Origin of the sequence: Natrialba asiatica DSM 12278 (assembly GCF_000337555.1) — an archaeon.
In the GTDB taxonomy this organism is placed as follows: Archaea; Halobacteriota; Halobacteria; order Halobacteriales; family Natrialbaceae; genus Natrialba; species Natrialba asiatica.
In genome coordinates, this window is the sequence record NZ_AOIO01000034.1 from 155,500 (window position 1) to 171,505 (window position 16,006).

Consider the following 16,006-nt stretch of genomic DNA (forward strand, 5'->3'; position numbering starts at 1 on the left):
CATCGGGAACGTTATGGACGTTATCGAACCGCTTACCCACCACGAACTGTTGCTCGTCATCGTCCAGCTTACCGTATTGCTCTTCGTCGCACGCCTGCTCGGCGAACTGTGCAGTTCCGTCGGGCAACCGGCGGTCGTCGGTGAACTCCTCGCTGGAGTTCTTCTCGGTCCCTCGTTGCTCGGCTTCGTTGCGCCGGGCGTGTACGGGTCTCTCTTCGCGGTGTCTGCGAGCCAGTTTCACCTGCTCGAGATCATCTCGTGGCTCGGGCTGATCATGCTGCTGGTCGTTACCGGTCTCGAGACGGATATCGATCTCATTATCGCGAACGGGCGAACGGCGGTCATCCTCTCGGCTGGCGGGATCATCGTCCCGTTTACGACCGGATTTGCGTTAGGGTGGGTCCTGCCGGCCGAGTTCATCGCCGCGCCTGGGCAGCGACTCGTGTTCAGTCTGTTTATCGCCACTGCGATGAGCATCTCGGCGATTCCGGTTATCGCGAAGGTACTCATCGAACTGGACGTCGTTCGGCGCGATGTGGGCCAGTTGATCCTCGCGGCAGGGATGGTCGACGACACCATCGGCTGGATTTTGCTGGCGACCGTCGCGGGGCTCGCCCGGACGGGCGTCGTCGACTTCGGGTCGGCCGCGACGACCGTCCTCTCGGTGCTCGCGTTCCTCGGGGTCGCGTTTACGATCGGCCGTCGAATCGTCGCGGAGACGGTCAGGTGGGTGGACAATGCCGTCGGCAGTGACGCCGCGTTGCTGTCTACGGTGATGCTCTTCGCGCTCGCCGCGGGGGCGATCACGCAGTACATGGGTCTGGAAGCGATTCTCGGCGCGTTCGTCGTCGGCGTGCTGGTCGGGCAGGTGAACCGATTCGACTACCGGGTTCGACACAGTTTCGAGACGGTGACGCTGTCCATCTTCGCGCCGCTGTTCTTCGCGATCGCCGGGTTGCGGATGGACGTCGCAGCGCTGGCCGATCCGACCGTGTTCACCGTCGGCCTCGTCGTCTTCGCTGTCGCCTGCATCGGGAAGTTCGGCGGAATCGTCGGCGTTTCCGGCCTGGCCGGGCTCTCGAAGTGGGAGGGGATTACGATCGGCGGCGGAATGAACGCTCGCGGGGCGATGGAGATCATCGTGGCCACGATCGGGCTCGGGTTGGGGATCCTGACGACGAGCACGTACAGCATCATCGTCGCGGTCGCCATCGGAACGTCGCTGATGGCCCCCGCGATCATGCGCTGGTCGATTCCGAAGATCGAAATGAGCGAACGGGAGCGAACTCGTATCGAGCGCGAGCAGTACCTGCGGGGGAGCTTTCTCAACGACCTCACTCGAGTACTGCTGCCGACGCGGGGCTCCGTCGACACCCAGTACGCCGCCCGACTGGTCGGTTCCCTGTTCCGGGATCGCCAGACCGATCTGGATCTCCTCCGTATCGACGAGTCTCCTCGATCGAGCCGACGCCCGAGCAAGTTCCGCAGCCGACTCGAACGATTCCGTCTCGTCCGAGACGGAACCGGTTCGAGGGAGACGAGTGCGACTCGGCGAGCCGAATCCGAGCGAACCGACCGCCTCTTTACCCAGGTCGAACAGCGATTGGGGGACCGGGCGGGCTCGACGCGACGACTCGTCCGAGAACTCGACGGGAGCGCGTCGGAAACGATTCTCGAGAGCGCGAGTTCGGGATACAATCTGGTCGTGCTCGGGGAGCGAACTCTCGGCGGCGATCCCGGTGCGCCGCTGTTCAGCAGGACGATCGACCGCGTTATTCAACGGACGCCGTGTCCGGCCATGATCGTCAGCACGTCCGAATCCGTGAAACGGACGCCGGCGCTGATGGACGATCCGATCCGGCGCATCCTCCTGCCGACCGTCGGGACGCAGTCCAGTCGACACGCCGCCGAGGTTGCGTTCGCCATCGCGACCGCCGAGAACGCCCTGGTCGAAATCGCACACGTGGTCACGAGACCCCAGTCGAGCGACCGATTCGCCGGCGGACCCGATCTCTCGGACGAGTTGGACATCGGCAGTCAGATCGTCGACCGGGAGGCGGAACTGGGGAGACAACTCGGTGCGCAGGTCGTAACCACGGTTACGGCGGCGGACAATCCCGGTGCAGCGCTCGTCTCGCTCGCCGATCGGAACGACGCCGATCTGATCGTGATGGGGTCGAACACGCGGCCGATCTCCCGACGGGCGTTCTTCGGTCCGAACGTCGAGTTCGTCGTTACTAACGCCCCCTGTCCCGTCGCAGTGCTGAACTCGGTGTGAACGGTCCACCCGGCCGTATTCGGACGACAGGGGCGCGTTTTCGGACGATCACTGCTCACGCGGCGAGACCACGTCACGGAGGAGATTACCGGCGGGTCGACGGTCGGGTATCAGACAGCAGCGGCTTCCCCGAACGGGATGCGGATGACGTTGACGGCAAAACACATACGGGCGGTATCGGTGTACCGAGGATATGACCGAACGAGGGGTCCGGCCGCTCTTTCCCGTTTTCGTTGCGCTATCGCTCACGGCTCCGTGGCTCGCCGTCTCAGCAACCGGACTGACACCGGGTCCGGTAGCATCGGTTGCCCTCTCGGGAACCTCGATCCTCGGTGCGGCGTTCTTGCTCGCCTGGGCCGCGGAAACCGCCGAAAAAGACGTTTCTCGCTCGTTCGCTATCGCGGTGCTGGCGGTGTTGGCGGTCGCCCCGGAGTACGCGGTCGATGCGCTTTACGCGTGGGAAGCGGGTATCGCGCCGGCGACGACCGCCTCGCGGGAAGCGGCCGACCTCGCGGTCGCGAACATGACCGGAGCCAACCGCATCCTCATCGGCATCGGCTGGTCGGGGATCGTGCTGTTTACCATCGCCCGGACCAGGCGGGTCCGCGATAGAAACGTCGAACACGTCGACGGCTTTCTCGCCGACCGCGTTCACCTCGATCGCGAACTCTCGCTCGAGATCGTCTTCCTGTTCGTCGCGACGGTCTACGCGTTCTTCATTCCGGCTACGGGTTCGATCGCGCTGCACGACATGGTCGTTCTCGTCGGCCTCTACGCGCTGTACATCCTCGCCGCGATCCGGACGCCGCCCACCGAGGAGGCGTCCGTCGGCGTTCCGGCCTACCTGCAGTCGTTTCGAAAACCGTACCGGATTTCAACCGTCATCGCGCTGTTCGTCTTTTCCGGCGCAACGATCCTCCTGGCAGTCGAGCCGTTCGCCCACGGACTGGAAGAACTCGGGCTCCAGTACGGCATCCAGCCGTTTCTGATGATCCAGTGGGTCGCCCCGCTCGCGAGCGAAACCCCCGAGTTCATCATCGTCGTCTTGCTCGTGACGAAGGCTCGCTCGAACGCCGCGTTCAACGCGTTGATCTCCTCGAAGCTCAACCAGTGGACGCTGCTAATCGGGACGCTCGTGCTCGTCTACAGCGTCTCGCTCGGAAACTACGGTGCATTGCCGCTAGGGACGCGACAGGCCGGCGAGATCTGGCTCACCGCTGCCCAAAGTTACTTCGCGATTTCGCTGCTCATCGATCTGCGAATCAGCGCCCGCGAAGCGCTCGTCTTGCTCTCGCTCTTTCTCGTGCAACTGCACCCGACGTTTCACCGGCACGAGTGGCTCCTCGCGTTCACCGCGCTGTATCTCGTGCTCGGGACGGCGCTGCTCGTCCGTCGGTTCGAAGACGTTCGCAGGGTGATGGAACTCGCCCGCAAGCGGGTACACGGAGCGTCCGTAAAGCGGGAGCGGGACTAGCACCGCGGTGAGCACGATTCGAGCCACCGACCGCGATACGGACGACGCTGACGAACCGCCGACGCTCGAACGGTGGGCCGCTACTCCGACTCGGGTGCTCCCTCTAAAATAGCCACCCCGCTCGACGCTCCGATCCGTTCCGCGCCGGCCTCGATCATCGCCGTCGCCTCGTCGTAGCTGCCGATGCCGCCGCTGGCCTTGACGGGGAGGTACTCGCTCATCAACTCGACGTCCTCGACGGTCGCGCCGCCGTCCGCGAAGCCGGTGGAGGTCTTGACCATCTCCGCGTCCGCCGCGACGGCGGCCTCGCAGGCTCGCCGCTTCTCTTCGTCGGTGAGCAGCGCCGTCTCGATGATCACCTTGACCGGTATCGGCACCGCGGCGACGAGTTCAGCCAGTTCGGCGCGAACGGCGTCGTCCTCGCCGGCCTTCAGGCGGCCGACGTTGATGACGACGTCGAGTTCGTCCGCGCCGGCCTGCCAGGCCGTCACGCCCTCGCGGCGTTTGACCTCGTGGTCGTGCTGGCCGTGGGGAAAGCCGACGACCGTTGCGACGGTCACGTCGGGGGCGTACTCGAACTCGACGGCGTCGGCGACCGCGTAGGGCGGGATACAGGCGTTCATACCGTGGTCGCCGGCCGCCGCGAGGACGGTTTCGACGTCGGCGGGCGTCGTTTCGGGGCCGAGCACCGTGTGATCGATCAGCGGCGCGAGTTCGCTGCGAGTGAGTTCCGTGGCCATAGCGAACCGACTCGGCGGACGGGCAAAAATCCGCCCGATTACTTTTGGCCTGTGACGTGTAACCGGCTGGCATGGATTCGGACCAGTCCGTCGTCGATCCAGCCGTCACGGCGACCGCCGACGACATCGCAGCCATGCGGATTCGGGGGGCGGCGACGATCGCGGACGCGGCCGCAGCGGCGCTTGCGACGCAGGCGGAACGCTCCGACGCGGCGACCCCGGCGGCGTTCGAACGCGATCTGCGGGCCGGTGCACGCGAACTCTACGAGACGCGCCCGACGGCGGTCAGTCTGCCGAACGCACTCCGCTATGTGCTCCGCGGAATGGAGGGCGAAACCGTCTCGGCACTGCGATCGTCGACCATCGACGCCGCCGAGACGTTCCGCGCCGAACTCGAGCAGGCCCAGTCCAAACTGGGGGAGATCGGTGCGAATCGGTTGCGCGATGGCGATGTCGTGATGACTCACTGCCATTCGACCGACGCGCTCGCGTGCATTGAGGCGGCGCTCGAGTCGGGGACGGCCGTCGAGGCGATCATCAAGGAAACGCGTCCCAGAAAGCAAGGTCACATCACGGCCCAACGGTTGCGGGAGTTGGGCGTGCCGGTAACGCTGATCGTCGACAACGCTGCACGACGGTATCTGGACGAGACGGACCACGTTCTCGTCGGAGCGGACAGCATCGCTGCGGACGGGAGCGTTATCAACAAGATCGGCACCAGCGGACTGGCGGTCAACGCGCGCGAACGAGGCGTTCCCGTGATGGTTGCGGCCCAGACGATCAAACTGCACCCGGATACGATGACGGGACAGACGGTCGCAATCGAGATGCGGGCGGAGACGGAAGTGCTCTCGGCGGACGAGCGGACGGCGATCGGTGGGGACGCCGACGAGATGCCGCCCTTGCGCGTTGAAAATCCCGCATTCGACGTTACCCCGCCGCGCTACGTCGATGCGATCGTCACTGAACGCGGCCAGTTCCCGCCCGAGAGCATCGTCACGCTCATGCGCGAACTATTCGGTGAAACGACCGCCGAACCCTGGGACGGCTAACACAGCGACACGGTGTTCCGCCCGCTGTCTGCTCCGCGCGCTTTCATTTCTGCTCTCGAATCTCGCTTCGTGTTTTTCGCGTTGCAGATCTCGCGTCTCGCGTGCCCCGTGTCCGCGTTCGAGACCATCTTCCGCCCCGAAGTATCACCGCTGATCGGAAAGTGTTAGTTACTGGTGTCGACAGTAGGGGGTATGGTATTGCCTGAGGGATTCGTGCTGCCACCGTGGTACCTGTTGGTACCGCTGCTTGCCGTGCTGGGGGGTGTCGTCGCACTGCTGTGGGCGCTCGATCCGCCGGTCACCGACCGGACCGTCCTCGCGTTGACTCCGTGGATGATGTTCGGGGCGACGCTACACGTCCTCCATCGGTTCGGGGCCTATCCGGATTCGATCGAGGTCCTGTTTGCCACGCCGACGGTCTACCTCATCACGGCGACCGGGGCCGGACTCGTCTGGGTTCTCTCGATTTTCATCTATACGGGCGGGCTCCAGCCCACGATCGAACGCGTTCTCGGGACCGTCGGCACCGGCTTCTTCGTCGTCTTTACGATGTTCGCAATCCTCCAGAGCCTCGAGTCCGGAACGTTCGAACCGTTCTGGTCCGTCATCGCCGTCGTCGCCGCGGGTATCGCGACTGCCATCGCCTGGCTCGTCCTCGGACTCTGGTTTACCGATGTCGCCGCAGTCACGGCCACGACCGGCGTTCTCGTCATTTTCGGCCACGCACTCGACGCCGTCTCGACGGCCATCGGCTACGACGTTCTCAACGCCGGCGAGGAAGTTCCCCTCTCGGCGCTCATCCTCAACGCCGGCTCCGCGCTGCCGACCGCCGAGTTCATCGGCGCGGGCTGGCTGTTCGTCGTCGTCAAGGTTGCCCTCGTGATGGGCATCCTCGGCCTGTTCCGCGAGTTCGTCGAGGATGCGCCGCGGCAGGCTCGGCTACTGCTTGCGTTCATCGCTGCCGTCGGTTTCGGACCGGGAATTCACAACGTCATCCTATTCGCAGTTGCCTAGACTTTTCTCGTCGGCGGTCGTCGGTTCGGTGCATGGTCAGGGTGCTCACTGCCGGTCACGTCAACTGGGACGTGACGCTACGCGTCGACAGGCTCCCCGAGGCCGACTGCGAGGCTGCGATCCGCTCCCAGCACCAGTCCGGCGGCGGGAGCGCCGGAAACGTCGCGGCCGCACTCGCAACGCTCGCCGTCGACACCGGCCTTATCGGCAGCGTCGGTGACGACGACAACGGACTGCTCGCCAGCCGCGAACTCGAGGCTGCCGGGGTCTCCCTCGATGGGCTCCGCGTTGTCGACGGTGCCGAAACGGCCGTCAAGTACCTGCTCGTCGACGACGACGGCGAGGTTGCCGTCCTCGGCAACGACGGCATCAACGAGGCGGTGACGCCGGCCGATCTCGATCGGGAACGGATTCGAACCGCCGATCACGTCCACCTGACGAGTCAGCGCCCGGATACCGCCGCGGCTATCGCCCGCACGGCGACCGAGGCCGGCCTCTCCGTCAGTTTCGACCCTGGCCGCCGACTCGGTGACCGCGACTACACCGACGCGCTCGGTGCTGCCGATATCGTCTTCGCAAACGACCGCGAAATCGCAGCCCTCCTCGAAGACGAGTACGTCGGCTCCGATTTCGACGACCGCATCGTCGCCGTCAAATACGGCGGCGACGGCGCGGAAGTTCACACCCCCGCCGGCTCGTACGTCCACTCGGGATTCGACGTCGAAACCGTCGATACGGCCGGTGCCGGTGATGCCTTCGCTGCCGGCTTCATCGCGACACTCCTCGACCGAGTCGACACGCTGGCAACACTCACAGCCGATCCGGTGGCTGAACTCGAGGCCGAGACGGATATCANGGATATCGAACCGGCTCTCGAGTTCGCAAACGCTTGCGGGGCCCTGACGGCGAGCCAGGAGGGGGCTCGAAGCGCGCCGACGAGACCGGCAGTCGAAGGGTTTCTCAGCACGCGATTTTAACCGAAAAATACGTCATACGCTCGAGTGGGTCGATGTCGACGCCGTCCGGCGTTCTCACCCCATGTTGTCTGACGGTAGCTATATGGGCGATCCCGTTGGCAATTAGCATAGAAAGTCACGGAGACGTGACGGAGAGACATGACAGATCAAAGGCCACGCAAGTCCTACGGATGCGAACTCAGTCGGCGCGTCCGGTACGATCGAACAGCATCGGAACCGCCGAGTATCGCCGCCGCGACAGCACTGGCACGCTTCCGGGACGAAGACGTGACAGCAGCTAGCACCCGTCTGTACGATTACGTCGACCCCGAGGCCCTCGATGCCCTCTTCGAGGAAACGAACACGGGGATGCCACGGTCGGTCGAAGAGGTGACGTTCCGCGTCGACGACGCCGCAGTCACCGTCTATCCGGAGGAGGTCGTCGTCTCGGCTGACTGACGGCCGACTCCGTCGCTCTCGAATCTTTTTTCTCGCCACCCGCGGAAGGCGACGGTATGGGTACACAACCACATCTACTGGTTGAGGAGGGTGACCTGACCGATATCGCACTCGTCCCCGGGGACCCCGGTCGCGTCGACCGGATCGCAGACCACTGCGACGAGTCCGAGACGGTCGCTCAGAACCGCGAATACAAGGTCGTCAACGCCACCTACGAGGGTCGCGAGCTGACGATCTGTTCGACCGGGATCGGCTGCCCCTCGGCCGCCATCGCCGTCGAAGAACTCGCGAACGTCGGGGTCGAGACCTTCGTTCGCGTCGGAACGACCGGCGCGCTCCAGTCGGGCATCGAGATCGGCGACATGATCGTCGCCAACGGGGCGGCGAAGAACGAGGGCACATCGAAGCGTTACGAGGACGTATCCTACCCGGCCGTTCCGTCCTACGACGTGCTCTCGTCGCTCGTCGACTCGGCGGAAGCGAACGACGAAGAGGTCCACGTCGGCCCGATCGCCTCGGACGACGCGTACTACGCCGAGACCGACGCGTACATCACCGACTGGGAGGACGCGGGGCTGCTCGCCGTCGAGATGGAAGCCGCATCGATCTTCACGCTCGCTCGCCGGAAGGGGCTGCGCGCCGGCGCGATCTGTACCGTCGACGGCAACCTCGTCGAGGGAACCCAGAAGGGAACCGATACCGAGGACGACGAACTCCCCGAAAAGGCAAAGAACAACGTCGGCCGTGCGATCGATATCACACTCGAAGCGGCGACCGGCCTGTAGACACGCGACGCCGACCGACGACGACCGACCGTTTTCGCGCTATTTTTCGACGAGTTCAGTTGCGAGTGCCGTCGTTCGCTCGGTGAGCGTTTCGGTCGTGGCCGCGGCGTCGCGGAGGGTCTCGTTCGTCGCCGAAAAGAGGCGTTCGAAGTCGACGGCGTTCGAGTCGGCGTGGTGCCACGCCTCGGTATCGCGGGGGGACTGGGCGCAGGTCGGGCAGGGCCGTGACGGAGCCGGTCCGTCGGGAGTAGCAGCGACGGCCAGCGGCTCGAAGCAGTTGTGGCACCGACCGATCGATGCGGCCACGAGTTCAGCCAGCGAGACGAGGTCGTGGAGTTCCGACTGCAGTTTCGTTGCCGTGTCGACGAAGTCGAGTAGCAGCGGCGCTGCTGCCGACTCGGTTGCGTCGCTCTCGAACTGGTCGAGTCGGGCGAGTCGGCGGTCGACGACAGAGAGCGCGAGCAAGAGTGTCCGCCGAGCGGTGACGAACTCGCGCGAGAGTTCGTCGACGCTCGCTTCGGATCCTGTGTCTCCGGTTTCGTCTCCAGTTGCAGGAGCAGTGCTCTGGGGACTCTCGGGGCTCTCGGCGCGATCACCGCTACCAGTACTCTCGTCGCCGTCACCGTCGGGGCCCGCAAGCGCGGACGGGAGTGTCGTCGCGAACGAGGCGAACGCGGCGGCATCGGAGACCGCCGTTCCCTGCTTGCGGGTCGTCTCGTGGACGAGCGCGAACAGTTCGTCGGGTGCGATAGCCGCCAGCGTCGCCGAACCGTCCGCGTCGTTCGAAGCGGCCGAGTCGGCGGCGCTAGCAGGTCGGGCGTCGTCCCGGAGGACGGCCGCACACGTCGAACAGACCGTCACGAGTGAACTCTCGTGGACCGGGCCGCCGGTCGGGACGGTACCGACTGGATACAGCCGAAGCGTCTCCTCGTCACCCGCACTCTCGCAGTGCTGGCAGGTGTACTCGTCTCGGTCGAATACGACGCGCCGGTCGATGTCCCACTCGCGGGAAGTCACGAGCGAGCGAAGACAGCGCGCCGACAAAAACACTCCGGCCTTGCCGTTCGCCGGCGCTCACGCGATTGAATCTGTGGACCGCCGCACGAGCGGGGCACACGACAACACCGCCGTGCCGCTGTGCGTCGTTGCCGTTGAACCCAGCAACACCTGCGATTCATCAGCAACCATTACGCGTCCACGACTCGTACGCCCGCTATGGACGACTCCCCCACGGATGCGGCGTTCGAACACGAACACGAGACCACCGTCGACCGAGGCGAACTCGGAGCGCTGTTTCGAGACCTCGCCGTCGCTATCGAGGACGAACGACCGATCCACCTGCTCGGTGACGACCGAACCGTCTCCGTGACGATTCCATCACAGGTCGACCTCGAACTCGAAGCCGAACGCGAGCCGACTGACGCGGACGAGGGCGACGAAGACGACGAGGACGAAGCCACGGACACAGCAGACGTCGACCGCCCCGCCACCGTCGAGTTCGAAATCGAACTCGAGTGGGACGAGGAAGACGAAACCGCTCGGATCGTCGACGACACCGATGTCGACGCGTCGGGATCCGATCCCGTGATGCTTTCACCGGGAGTCGACGCCGGAACTGACGCGGTGGACGATGCGGCGGAAATGGACGGTTCCGCCGGAGAGAGCGCGGAGGGAGCGGGCGAAACGGACGCCCAATTCGGCCGCACCAGCCGCTTCGAAGTCTACCAGGACCGTGCCGACGAGTGGCGCTGGCGGCTGGTCCACTGGAACGGCAACATCCTCGCCGACAGCGGCGAGGGCTACACCAGTCGGGCCAACGCCAAGCGCGCCGTCCACGGCGTCCGGCAGGCCGTCCCCGCTGCAACGGTCGCCGACCAGGACGGCGGTCCGGATTAGCGGCGAGGTGAACTCGACGAAGCGATCTCCGGTAGCCCGACGGACCGGTATCTACAGGCGAGATACGCAACGGAGACGACCCAGAGCGCAACGATGAATCCGTAGGCGGCCTCGGCGGCGGGGTTCGTCGACCCTCGATCGACGGCCGTGGCGTACGCGAGGTCGGCCGCTCCAAGGGAGACGGCGACGTGTATCCGCCAGTCGGCCGCTCTTTCCGCAGGTGAGGGGGCGGACGGCCGGTTGAACGGCGTAGATTGATTGATGCCGGTAGCAATTTTATCCCGGCGAGCGTGGTCGGTTCACTCGTGAACATCAGCAAGGGGTATCTCCTCACGCTCGTCGCGATCTTCGGGTACCTCTCCTGGCAGCTCGTCGTGCCGTTTCTCCAGTACATTCTGATGGCGGTTTTGCTCGCCTTCGTCCTGTATCCGCTCCAGCGCCGTCTCGAGCGGCGGTTTTCGCCGACGGTTTCGGCGTTTGCCCTCCTGGCGTTTGCGATCACCGTGTTTATCGTTCCGTTCGTTATCGTCCTCGCGGCGGTCGCCGACGACGCGGCGCGGATGCTCCAGAATCTCGATTCGGAAACGCTCCAGATCGCAGAGATCGAGCGCTACATCGCGGCCCAAACCGGGTACGAGGTCGACCTGGCGGCCACGCTTTCGGATTCAGCACAGCAGATCGGCTCCGTTCTCGTCGAACAGACGACGGCCTGGATCGGCGTTCTCACGCACGCCCTGGTCGGGTTCGGCGTCGCCCTGTTTCTGCTCTACTACCTCCTCCGGGACGGGGACAAGCTCATGGCCTGGATTCGAGACGTGACGCCGCTTCCGTCGGATGTGCAGGACGAGTTCTACACCGAACTCGACGAGGTCATGTGGGCCGTCCTCGCGGGTCACGTCCTGATCGCGCTCATCCAGGGGATTATCGCCGGACTCGGCCTCTTCGCGACCGGCATCCCGAACGCCGGCTTCTGGACGGTCATCATGATCGTGCTCGCGCTCATCCCGCTGGTCGGGGCGTTTCTGGTCTGGGGGCCCGCGGTCGTCTATCTCCTGGTGATGAACCAGCCGATCTTGGCCGTCGCATTGTTCGTCTACAGCGCAGTCATCGTGGGCATCTCCGACGATTACCTGCGGCCGATCGTCGTCGATCGGTACGCCCAGCTCAATCCCGCCGTCATCATCCTCGGCGTCCTCGGCGGCGTGTACGCGTTCGGCGTGATGGGGTTGTTCTTCGGTCCGGTCGTCCTCGGCGCGCTGATCGCGACGATCAACGTCCTCGATGACAACTACGAGCGACTCGCGGAGGAGTACGGCATGACGTGAGCGGACGAGTTCGAGAGTCCCGATCCGTCGGGCTTTTGCCTCCCCGACCCTGAACCGAATAGCAACGGATGGCCCGCTATCACATCGAAACGTACGGTTGCACGTCGAATCGCGGCGAGAGCCGCGAGATCGAGCGACGGCTCCGCGATGCCGGCCACCACCAAGTCGACGGCCCCGACGAGGCCGACGTCGCCATCCTCAACACCTGTACCGTCGTCGAGAAGACCGAGCGCAACATGCTCCGGCGGGCCGAAGAACTCTCCGAGGAGACGGCCGACCTCTTTATCACCGGTTGTATGGCCCTCGCACAGGGCGAAGAGTTCGCTCAGGCCGATGTCGACGGTCAGGTGCTTCACTGGGATGCGGTCCCCGAAGCCGTAACGAACGGCGAGTGTCCGACGACGACGCCCGACGCCGAACCGATTCTGGACGGCGTCGTCGGCATCCTCCCGATCGCTCGGGGGTGTATGTCGAACTGCTCGTACTGCATCACCAAGCACGCGACGGGCAAGATCGACTCCCCGTCGATCGAGGAGAACGTCGAGAAGGCTCGCGCCCTGATCCACGCCGGCGCGAAGGAACTCCGGATCACCGGGCAGGACACCGGCGTCTACGGCTGGGACGAGGGCGAGCGCAAACTCCACCGCCTGCTCGCCGAAATCTGCGAACTCGAGGGCGACTTCCGGGTTCGCGTCGGGATGGCCAACCCGAAGGGGGTCCACGGCATCCGCGAGGAACTGGCCGACGCGTTCGCCGAGTACGACGAACTCTACGATTTCCTGCACGCGCCCGTCCAGTCGGGCAGCGACGACGTACTCGGCGATATGCGCCGCCAGCACCAGGTCGAGGAGTACGTCGAGGTCGTCGAGACGTTCGGCGAGGCGCTCGAGTACTGGACGCTCTCGACGGACTTCATCGTGGGTTTCCCGACGGAAACGGACCACGATCACGAGCAGTCGATGGCGCTGCTCCGCGAAACTCGCCCCGAAAAGATCAACGTTACCCGCTTCTCCAAACGGCCGGGAACCGACGCCGCCGACATGAAAGGACTGGGCGGCACCATCAAGAAGGAGCGCTCGAAGGAGATGAGCGCCGCCAAGCGCGAGATCGTCGCCGACGCCTACGCGGACATGGTCGGCGAGCGTCGCGAGGACGTGCTCGTCGTCGAGGAGGGGACCGCCGACTCCGTGAAGTGCCGGGACTCCGCGTACAGACAGATCATCGTTCAGAACGCGAGCGAGCACGGGATCGAACCCGGCGACTTCATCGACGTCGACGTGACGGCCCACGAGACGATGTACGCGTTCGGCGAGCCGGTGTAACGCCTCGCGTCGATCGAGCGAACGCGACTGCTCCGTCGCTGCTCCGCCGAACTCGCCAGCGGTCGTAACGGACTCGGTACGAGCGTACGGAACAGACGGGAAGGGGGACGATCGGCGACTGGCAACTGACGACCGGTGTTTGATGACTGATAACTGACTAGTTCGGGGCACCGACTGACTTATGCTATCACGCCCCCTAACCGGTGGTGAACCTGGCGGCAGCACGGCGGTGTGAGGCCCCGGGAGACAAATGAGTACGCCAACTACGTTCGAACAACTGTACCGTGAAACGATTCCGTCGGTCGTCTCGGTGTACGTCGATCCGGAGCACCGTCGACCGGGCGGAACGGGATCCGGGTTCGTCTACGACGCCGAACACGTGATCACGAACCGGCACGTCGTCGGCGACGTCGAGGCGGTCGATCTCCGGTTCAGCGACGCGTCCTGGGAGACCGGGCACGTGATCGGAACCGACGCCCACACGGACCTCGCGGTGATCCGTACCGACGCGCTGCCGCCGAACGCGGACCCCTTGCCGATCGGAGACCGGCCGCCGACGCCCGGCGAACCGGTCGCGGCGCTCGGCAACCCGATGGGTCTGGACGGAACGATCACGACGGGGATCGTCAGCGGCGTGAACCGCTCGTCGCCGACGGGAAGCGGATTCACCATCCCGGACACCGTCCAGACGGACGCGCCGATCAATCCGGGCAACAGCGGCGGCCCGCTCGTCACGCTCGACGGAACCGTCGTCGGCGTCAACCGGGCGAAGACCGGCGAGAACATCGGGTTCGCCATCTCCGCGGCCGTCGTCGCCCGGATCGTTCCGGACCTCGTCGAACGCGGCCGATTCCGCCATCCGTACCTGCGAGTTCGGACGGTGGACGTCTCGCCCACCGTCGCCGAGGCCAACGACCTGGCGACTCCGGAAGGTGTGCTCGTCGTGGACGCGCCGCTCGGCCCCGCGAGTGCCGCACTGCGCGGCTGTCGAAGCGTCCGCCGGGTACGCGGTCGCGACGTTCCCGTCGGCGGCGACGTGATCGTCGGCATCGACGGACACGAGATCGACTCCCACGAGGAACTCCAGCGCTACCTGTTGACCGAAACGCGGCCGGGACAGACCATCGAGATCGAGGTGCGACGGCAGGGACAGCGGACGACCGAGGAGGTCGTACTCGCCGAACGTCCCGGTCGCGCCACCGACCCGGCCGAGACCCGAGCCCACGTCCCGATCGAGTGAGCCTCGAGTTCACCGCGTCCCGACCGCCGTCGATTTCGCTCCGCGTCGACCGTCACGTACGCTTTTACCGCCGCAGCGCGAACGCCCGCCATGGGTACGATTACGCTCTACCAGCTCGAGGGCTGTCCGTACTGCGAACGCGTCGCCGACCGACTCGACGAACTCGATGTCGACTACGAGAGCAATTGGGTCGAGAGCTTCCATTCCGAACGCGACGAGGTCAAGCGCGTCTCCGGCCAGCGTCAGGTCCCCGTTATCGTCGACGAAGACGCCGGCGTGACGATGGCCGAGTCCGAGCGGATCGTCGACTTCCTCGACGCGAGTTACGCCTGACGAGCGATTCGACGCCGAGTTCTCGCGCGATTAGTCGAAGCTGACGGCAGTCTTCGCATCGACAACGCGCGCGCCGTCCTGGGCTGCAAACGCTTCGTGGAGCTGATCGTACGTTTCTTCGAGCGCCTGCACGATCACGTTCGTATCGCTGATAACGGGCATGAAGTTGGTATCGCCCTGCCAGCGCGGCACGATGTGTGTATGGAGATGATCGTCGATCGAACCGCCAGCGCCGTCGCCGAGGTTCAGCCCCGCGTTGAAGCCGTCGGGTCCGAGTCCCGTCTCCAGCGCATCGAACGTTCGCTGCTTGAGTCGCGCGTGATCGAGCAGTTCCGCTTCGGTCAGGTCGCCGTACTCTCCCGTATGAGCGTATGGAATTACCATCACGTGTCCCGGACTGTACGGGTAGTTGTTCAACAGGACGAACGCGTGCTCGCTCCGCGCGACGATCCGATTTTCCCGGTCGGCATCCATCTCGGGGAACTCGCAGAAGACGCACTCCTCGACAGCGGGGTTTTGCTCGTCGCGTTTGATCCACTCGATCCGCCACGGGGCAAACACCTGGTCCATACACGGTATCACTTGCGGCGACCCTATACTGATTGCGTCTCCGGACAGGCGACCCCGCGATCGACCACGGTGTTCGTTTCCGCTCTATGTGATATTACTAAAAATTGTATATTATGTCTGTCACTTCCGAAACCGCCCCTCTCGCTCCGAGCGCAGCTGTGCTCCTCATTACCGTGATATTGAATACCTTAGCTATGGAGACAATCGATCTCGTCGTTCGAGAGCACTTATTGAAAGATCTAGTGGGATCCCAGAACATATCAGATTCCATGACTCAGCGTTCGAAATGAGACGCGTCTTTAAGAGTTCACTATCGCAACTACTCCGGTAATGGCAACGACTGATGACTCCGTAAACGGCCTTACTGAATACTGCGATGACTGCGACTTGCAAACGCTCCACGAAGTGTCGGTCCAGATTCGAACCGAGAGTGTCAAACAGGAAAACGCTCAGTTTTCCCGTGAACCCTACCGCGTAAGCGAGTGCCAGCGCTGCGGGAATCGGTCGAGTCAGCGGATGAATAACGCCTGATCTGTCGTATCGCTGCCGCTTTATCTGTTGT

Annotated in this window: 16 protein-coding genes; 13 read left to right on the top strand and 3 right to left on the bottom strand. The window is 64.5% G+C overall.

The genetic code is table 11. The features are described from left to right. Nucleotides 1-13: 13 nt before the first annotated feature. Nucleotides 14-2,278, top strand: coding sequence for a cation:proton antiporter domain-containing protein (locus C481_RS15500; protein WP_006110224.1), 2,265 nt, complete (start codon nt 14-16; stop codon nt 2,276-2,278). Nucleotides 2,279-2,471: 193 nt separating this feature from the next. Continuing rightward, nucleotides 2,472-3,752 carry a Na+/Ca2+-exchanging protein gene (locus C481_RS15505; RefSeq protein WP_006110225.1) on the top strand — a complete coding sequence of 427 codons (1,281 nt, stop codon included), beginning with the start codon at nt 2,472-2,474 and terminating at the stop codon, nt 3,750-3,752. Between the two features lie 80 nt (nt 3,753-3,832). Here C481_RS15505 and deoC read toward each other — a convergent pair whose 3' ends face one another. Beyond that, nucleotides 3,833-4,492, bottom strand: a complete 660-nt coding sequence (gene deoC / locus C481_RS15510) for a deoxyribose-phosphate aldolase (RefSeq protein ID WP_006110226.1) — start codon at nt 4,490-4,492, stop codon at nt 3,833-3,835. Nucleotides 4,493-4,563: 71 nt separating this feature from the next. On the opposite strand from deoC, the gene C481_RS15515 reads away from it, so the two are divergent. The 5 genes from C481_RS15515 (at nt 4,564) to C481_RS15535 (ending at nt 8,758) form a co-directional block, all read left to right on the top strand. Then, nucleotides 4,564-5,544 carry a ribose 1,5-bisphosphate isomerase gene (locus tag C481_RS15515; RefSeq protein WP_006110227.1) on the top strand — a complete coding sequence of 327 codons (981 nt, stop codon included), beginning with the start codon at nt 4,564-4,566 and terminating at the stop codon, nt 5,542-5,544. Nucleotides 5,545-5,736: 192 nt separating this feature from the next. After that, on the top strand, nt 5,737-6,558 hold the full coding sequence (locus C481_RS15520) for a DUF63 family protein (RefSeq protein ID WP_006110228.1): 822 nt from the start codon (nt 5,737-5,739) through the stop codon (nt 6,556-6,558). A 32-nt stretch (nt 6,559-6,590) separates the two neighbouring features. Beyond that, a complete protein-coding gene (locus tag C481_RS15525; protein ID WP_006110229.1) occupies nt 6,591-7,535 on the top strand; it encodes a carbohydrate kinase family protein in 945 nt (314 codons plus the stop codon). 138 nt (nt 7,536-7,673) lie between these two features. Continuing rightward, the gene (locus C481_RS15530; protein ID WP_006110230.1) at nt 7,674-7,973 is read left to right on the top strand and encodes a HalOD1 output domain-containing protein; all 300 of its coding nucleotides are present in this window, start codon (nt 7,674-7,676) and stop codon (nt 7,971-7,973) included. A gap of 56 nt (nt 7,974-8,029) precedes the next feature. Then, nucleotides 8,030-8,758, top strand: a complete 729-nt coding sequence (locus tag C481_RS15535; protein ID WP_006110231.1) for a nucleoside phosphorylase — start codon at nt 8,030-8,032, stop codon at nt 8,756-8,758. 39 nt (nt 8,759-8,797) lie between these two features. Here the strand turns inward: C481_RS15535 and C481_RS15540 are convergent, their stop codons facing one another. Further along, on the bottom strand, nt 8,798-9,775 hold the full coding sequence (locus C481_RS15540; protein ID WP_241434695.1) for an HNH endonuclease: 978 nt from the start codon (nt 9,773-9,775) through the stop codon (nt 8,798-8,800). Nucleotides 9,776-9,973: 198 nt separating this feature from the next. On the opposite strand from C481_RS15540, the gene C481_RS15545 reads away from it, so the two are divergent. The 5 genes from C481_RS15545 (at nt 9,974) to C481_RS15565 (ending at nt 14,874) form a co-directional block, all read left to right on the top strand. Continuing rightward, nucleotides 9,974-10,654, top strand: coding sequence for an amphi-Trp domain-containing protein (locus C481_RS15545; protein WP_006110233.1), 681 nt, complete (start codon nt 9,974-9,976; stop codon nt 10,652-10,654). A 305-nt stretch (nt 10,655-10,959) separates the two neighbouring features. Then, nucleotides 10,960-11,979, top strand: coding sequence for an AI-2E family transporter (locus C481_RS15550; RefSeq protein ID WP_049904706.1), 1,020 nt, complete (start codon nt 10,960-10,962; stop codon nt 11,977-11,979). A gap of 68 nt (nt 11,980-12,047) precedes the next feature. Next, nucleotides 12,048-13,301 (top strand): tRNA (N(6)-L-threonylcarbamoyladenosine(37)-C(2))-methylthiotransferase, encoded by a 1,254-nt coding sequence (locus C481_RS15555; RefSeq protein ID WP_006110235.1) that lies wholly within the window; start codon nt 12,048-12,050, stop codon nt 13,299-13,301. Nucleotides 13,302-13,551: 250 nt separating this feature from the next. After that, nucleotides 13,552-14,541 (top strand): S1C family serine protease, encoded by a 990-nt coding sequence (locus C481_RS15560; RefSeq protein ID WP_006110236.1) that lies wholly within the window; start codon nt 13,552-13,554, stop codon nt 14,539-14,541. 90 nt (nt 14,542-14,631) lie between these two features. Then, nucleotides 14,632-14,874, top strand: a complete 243-nt coding sequence (locus tag C481_RS15565) for a glutathione S-transferase N-terminal domain-containing protein (RefSeq protein WP_006110237.1) — start codon at nt 14,632-14,634, stop codon at nt 14,872-14,874. A 30-nt stretch (nt 14,875-14,904) separates the two neighbouring features. Here C481_RS15565 and C481_RS15570 read toward each other — a convergent pair whose 3' ends face one another. After that, nucleotides 14,905-15,444, bottom strand: coding sequence for an HIT family protein (locus tag C481_RS15570; protein ID WP_006110238.1), 540 nt, complete (start codon nt 15,442-15,444; stop codon nt 14,905-14,907). 330 nt (nt 15,445-15,774) lie between these two features. Here C481_RS15570 and C481_RS21315 point away from each other — a divergent pair, with 330 nt between their 5' ends. Continuing rightward, nucleotides 15,775-15,975: a DUF7835 family putative zinc beta-ribbon protein gene (locus C481_RS21315; protein WP_083860922.1), complete on the top strand. Its 201-nt coding sequence runs from the start codon at nt 15,775-15,777 to the stop codon at nt 15,973-15,975. The last annotated feature ends 31 nt before the right edge of the window (nt 15,976-16,006 follow it).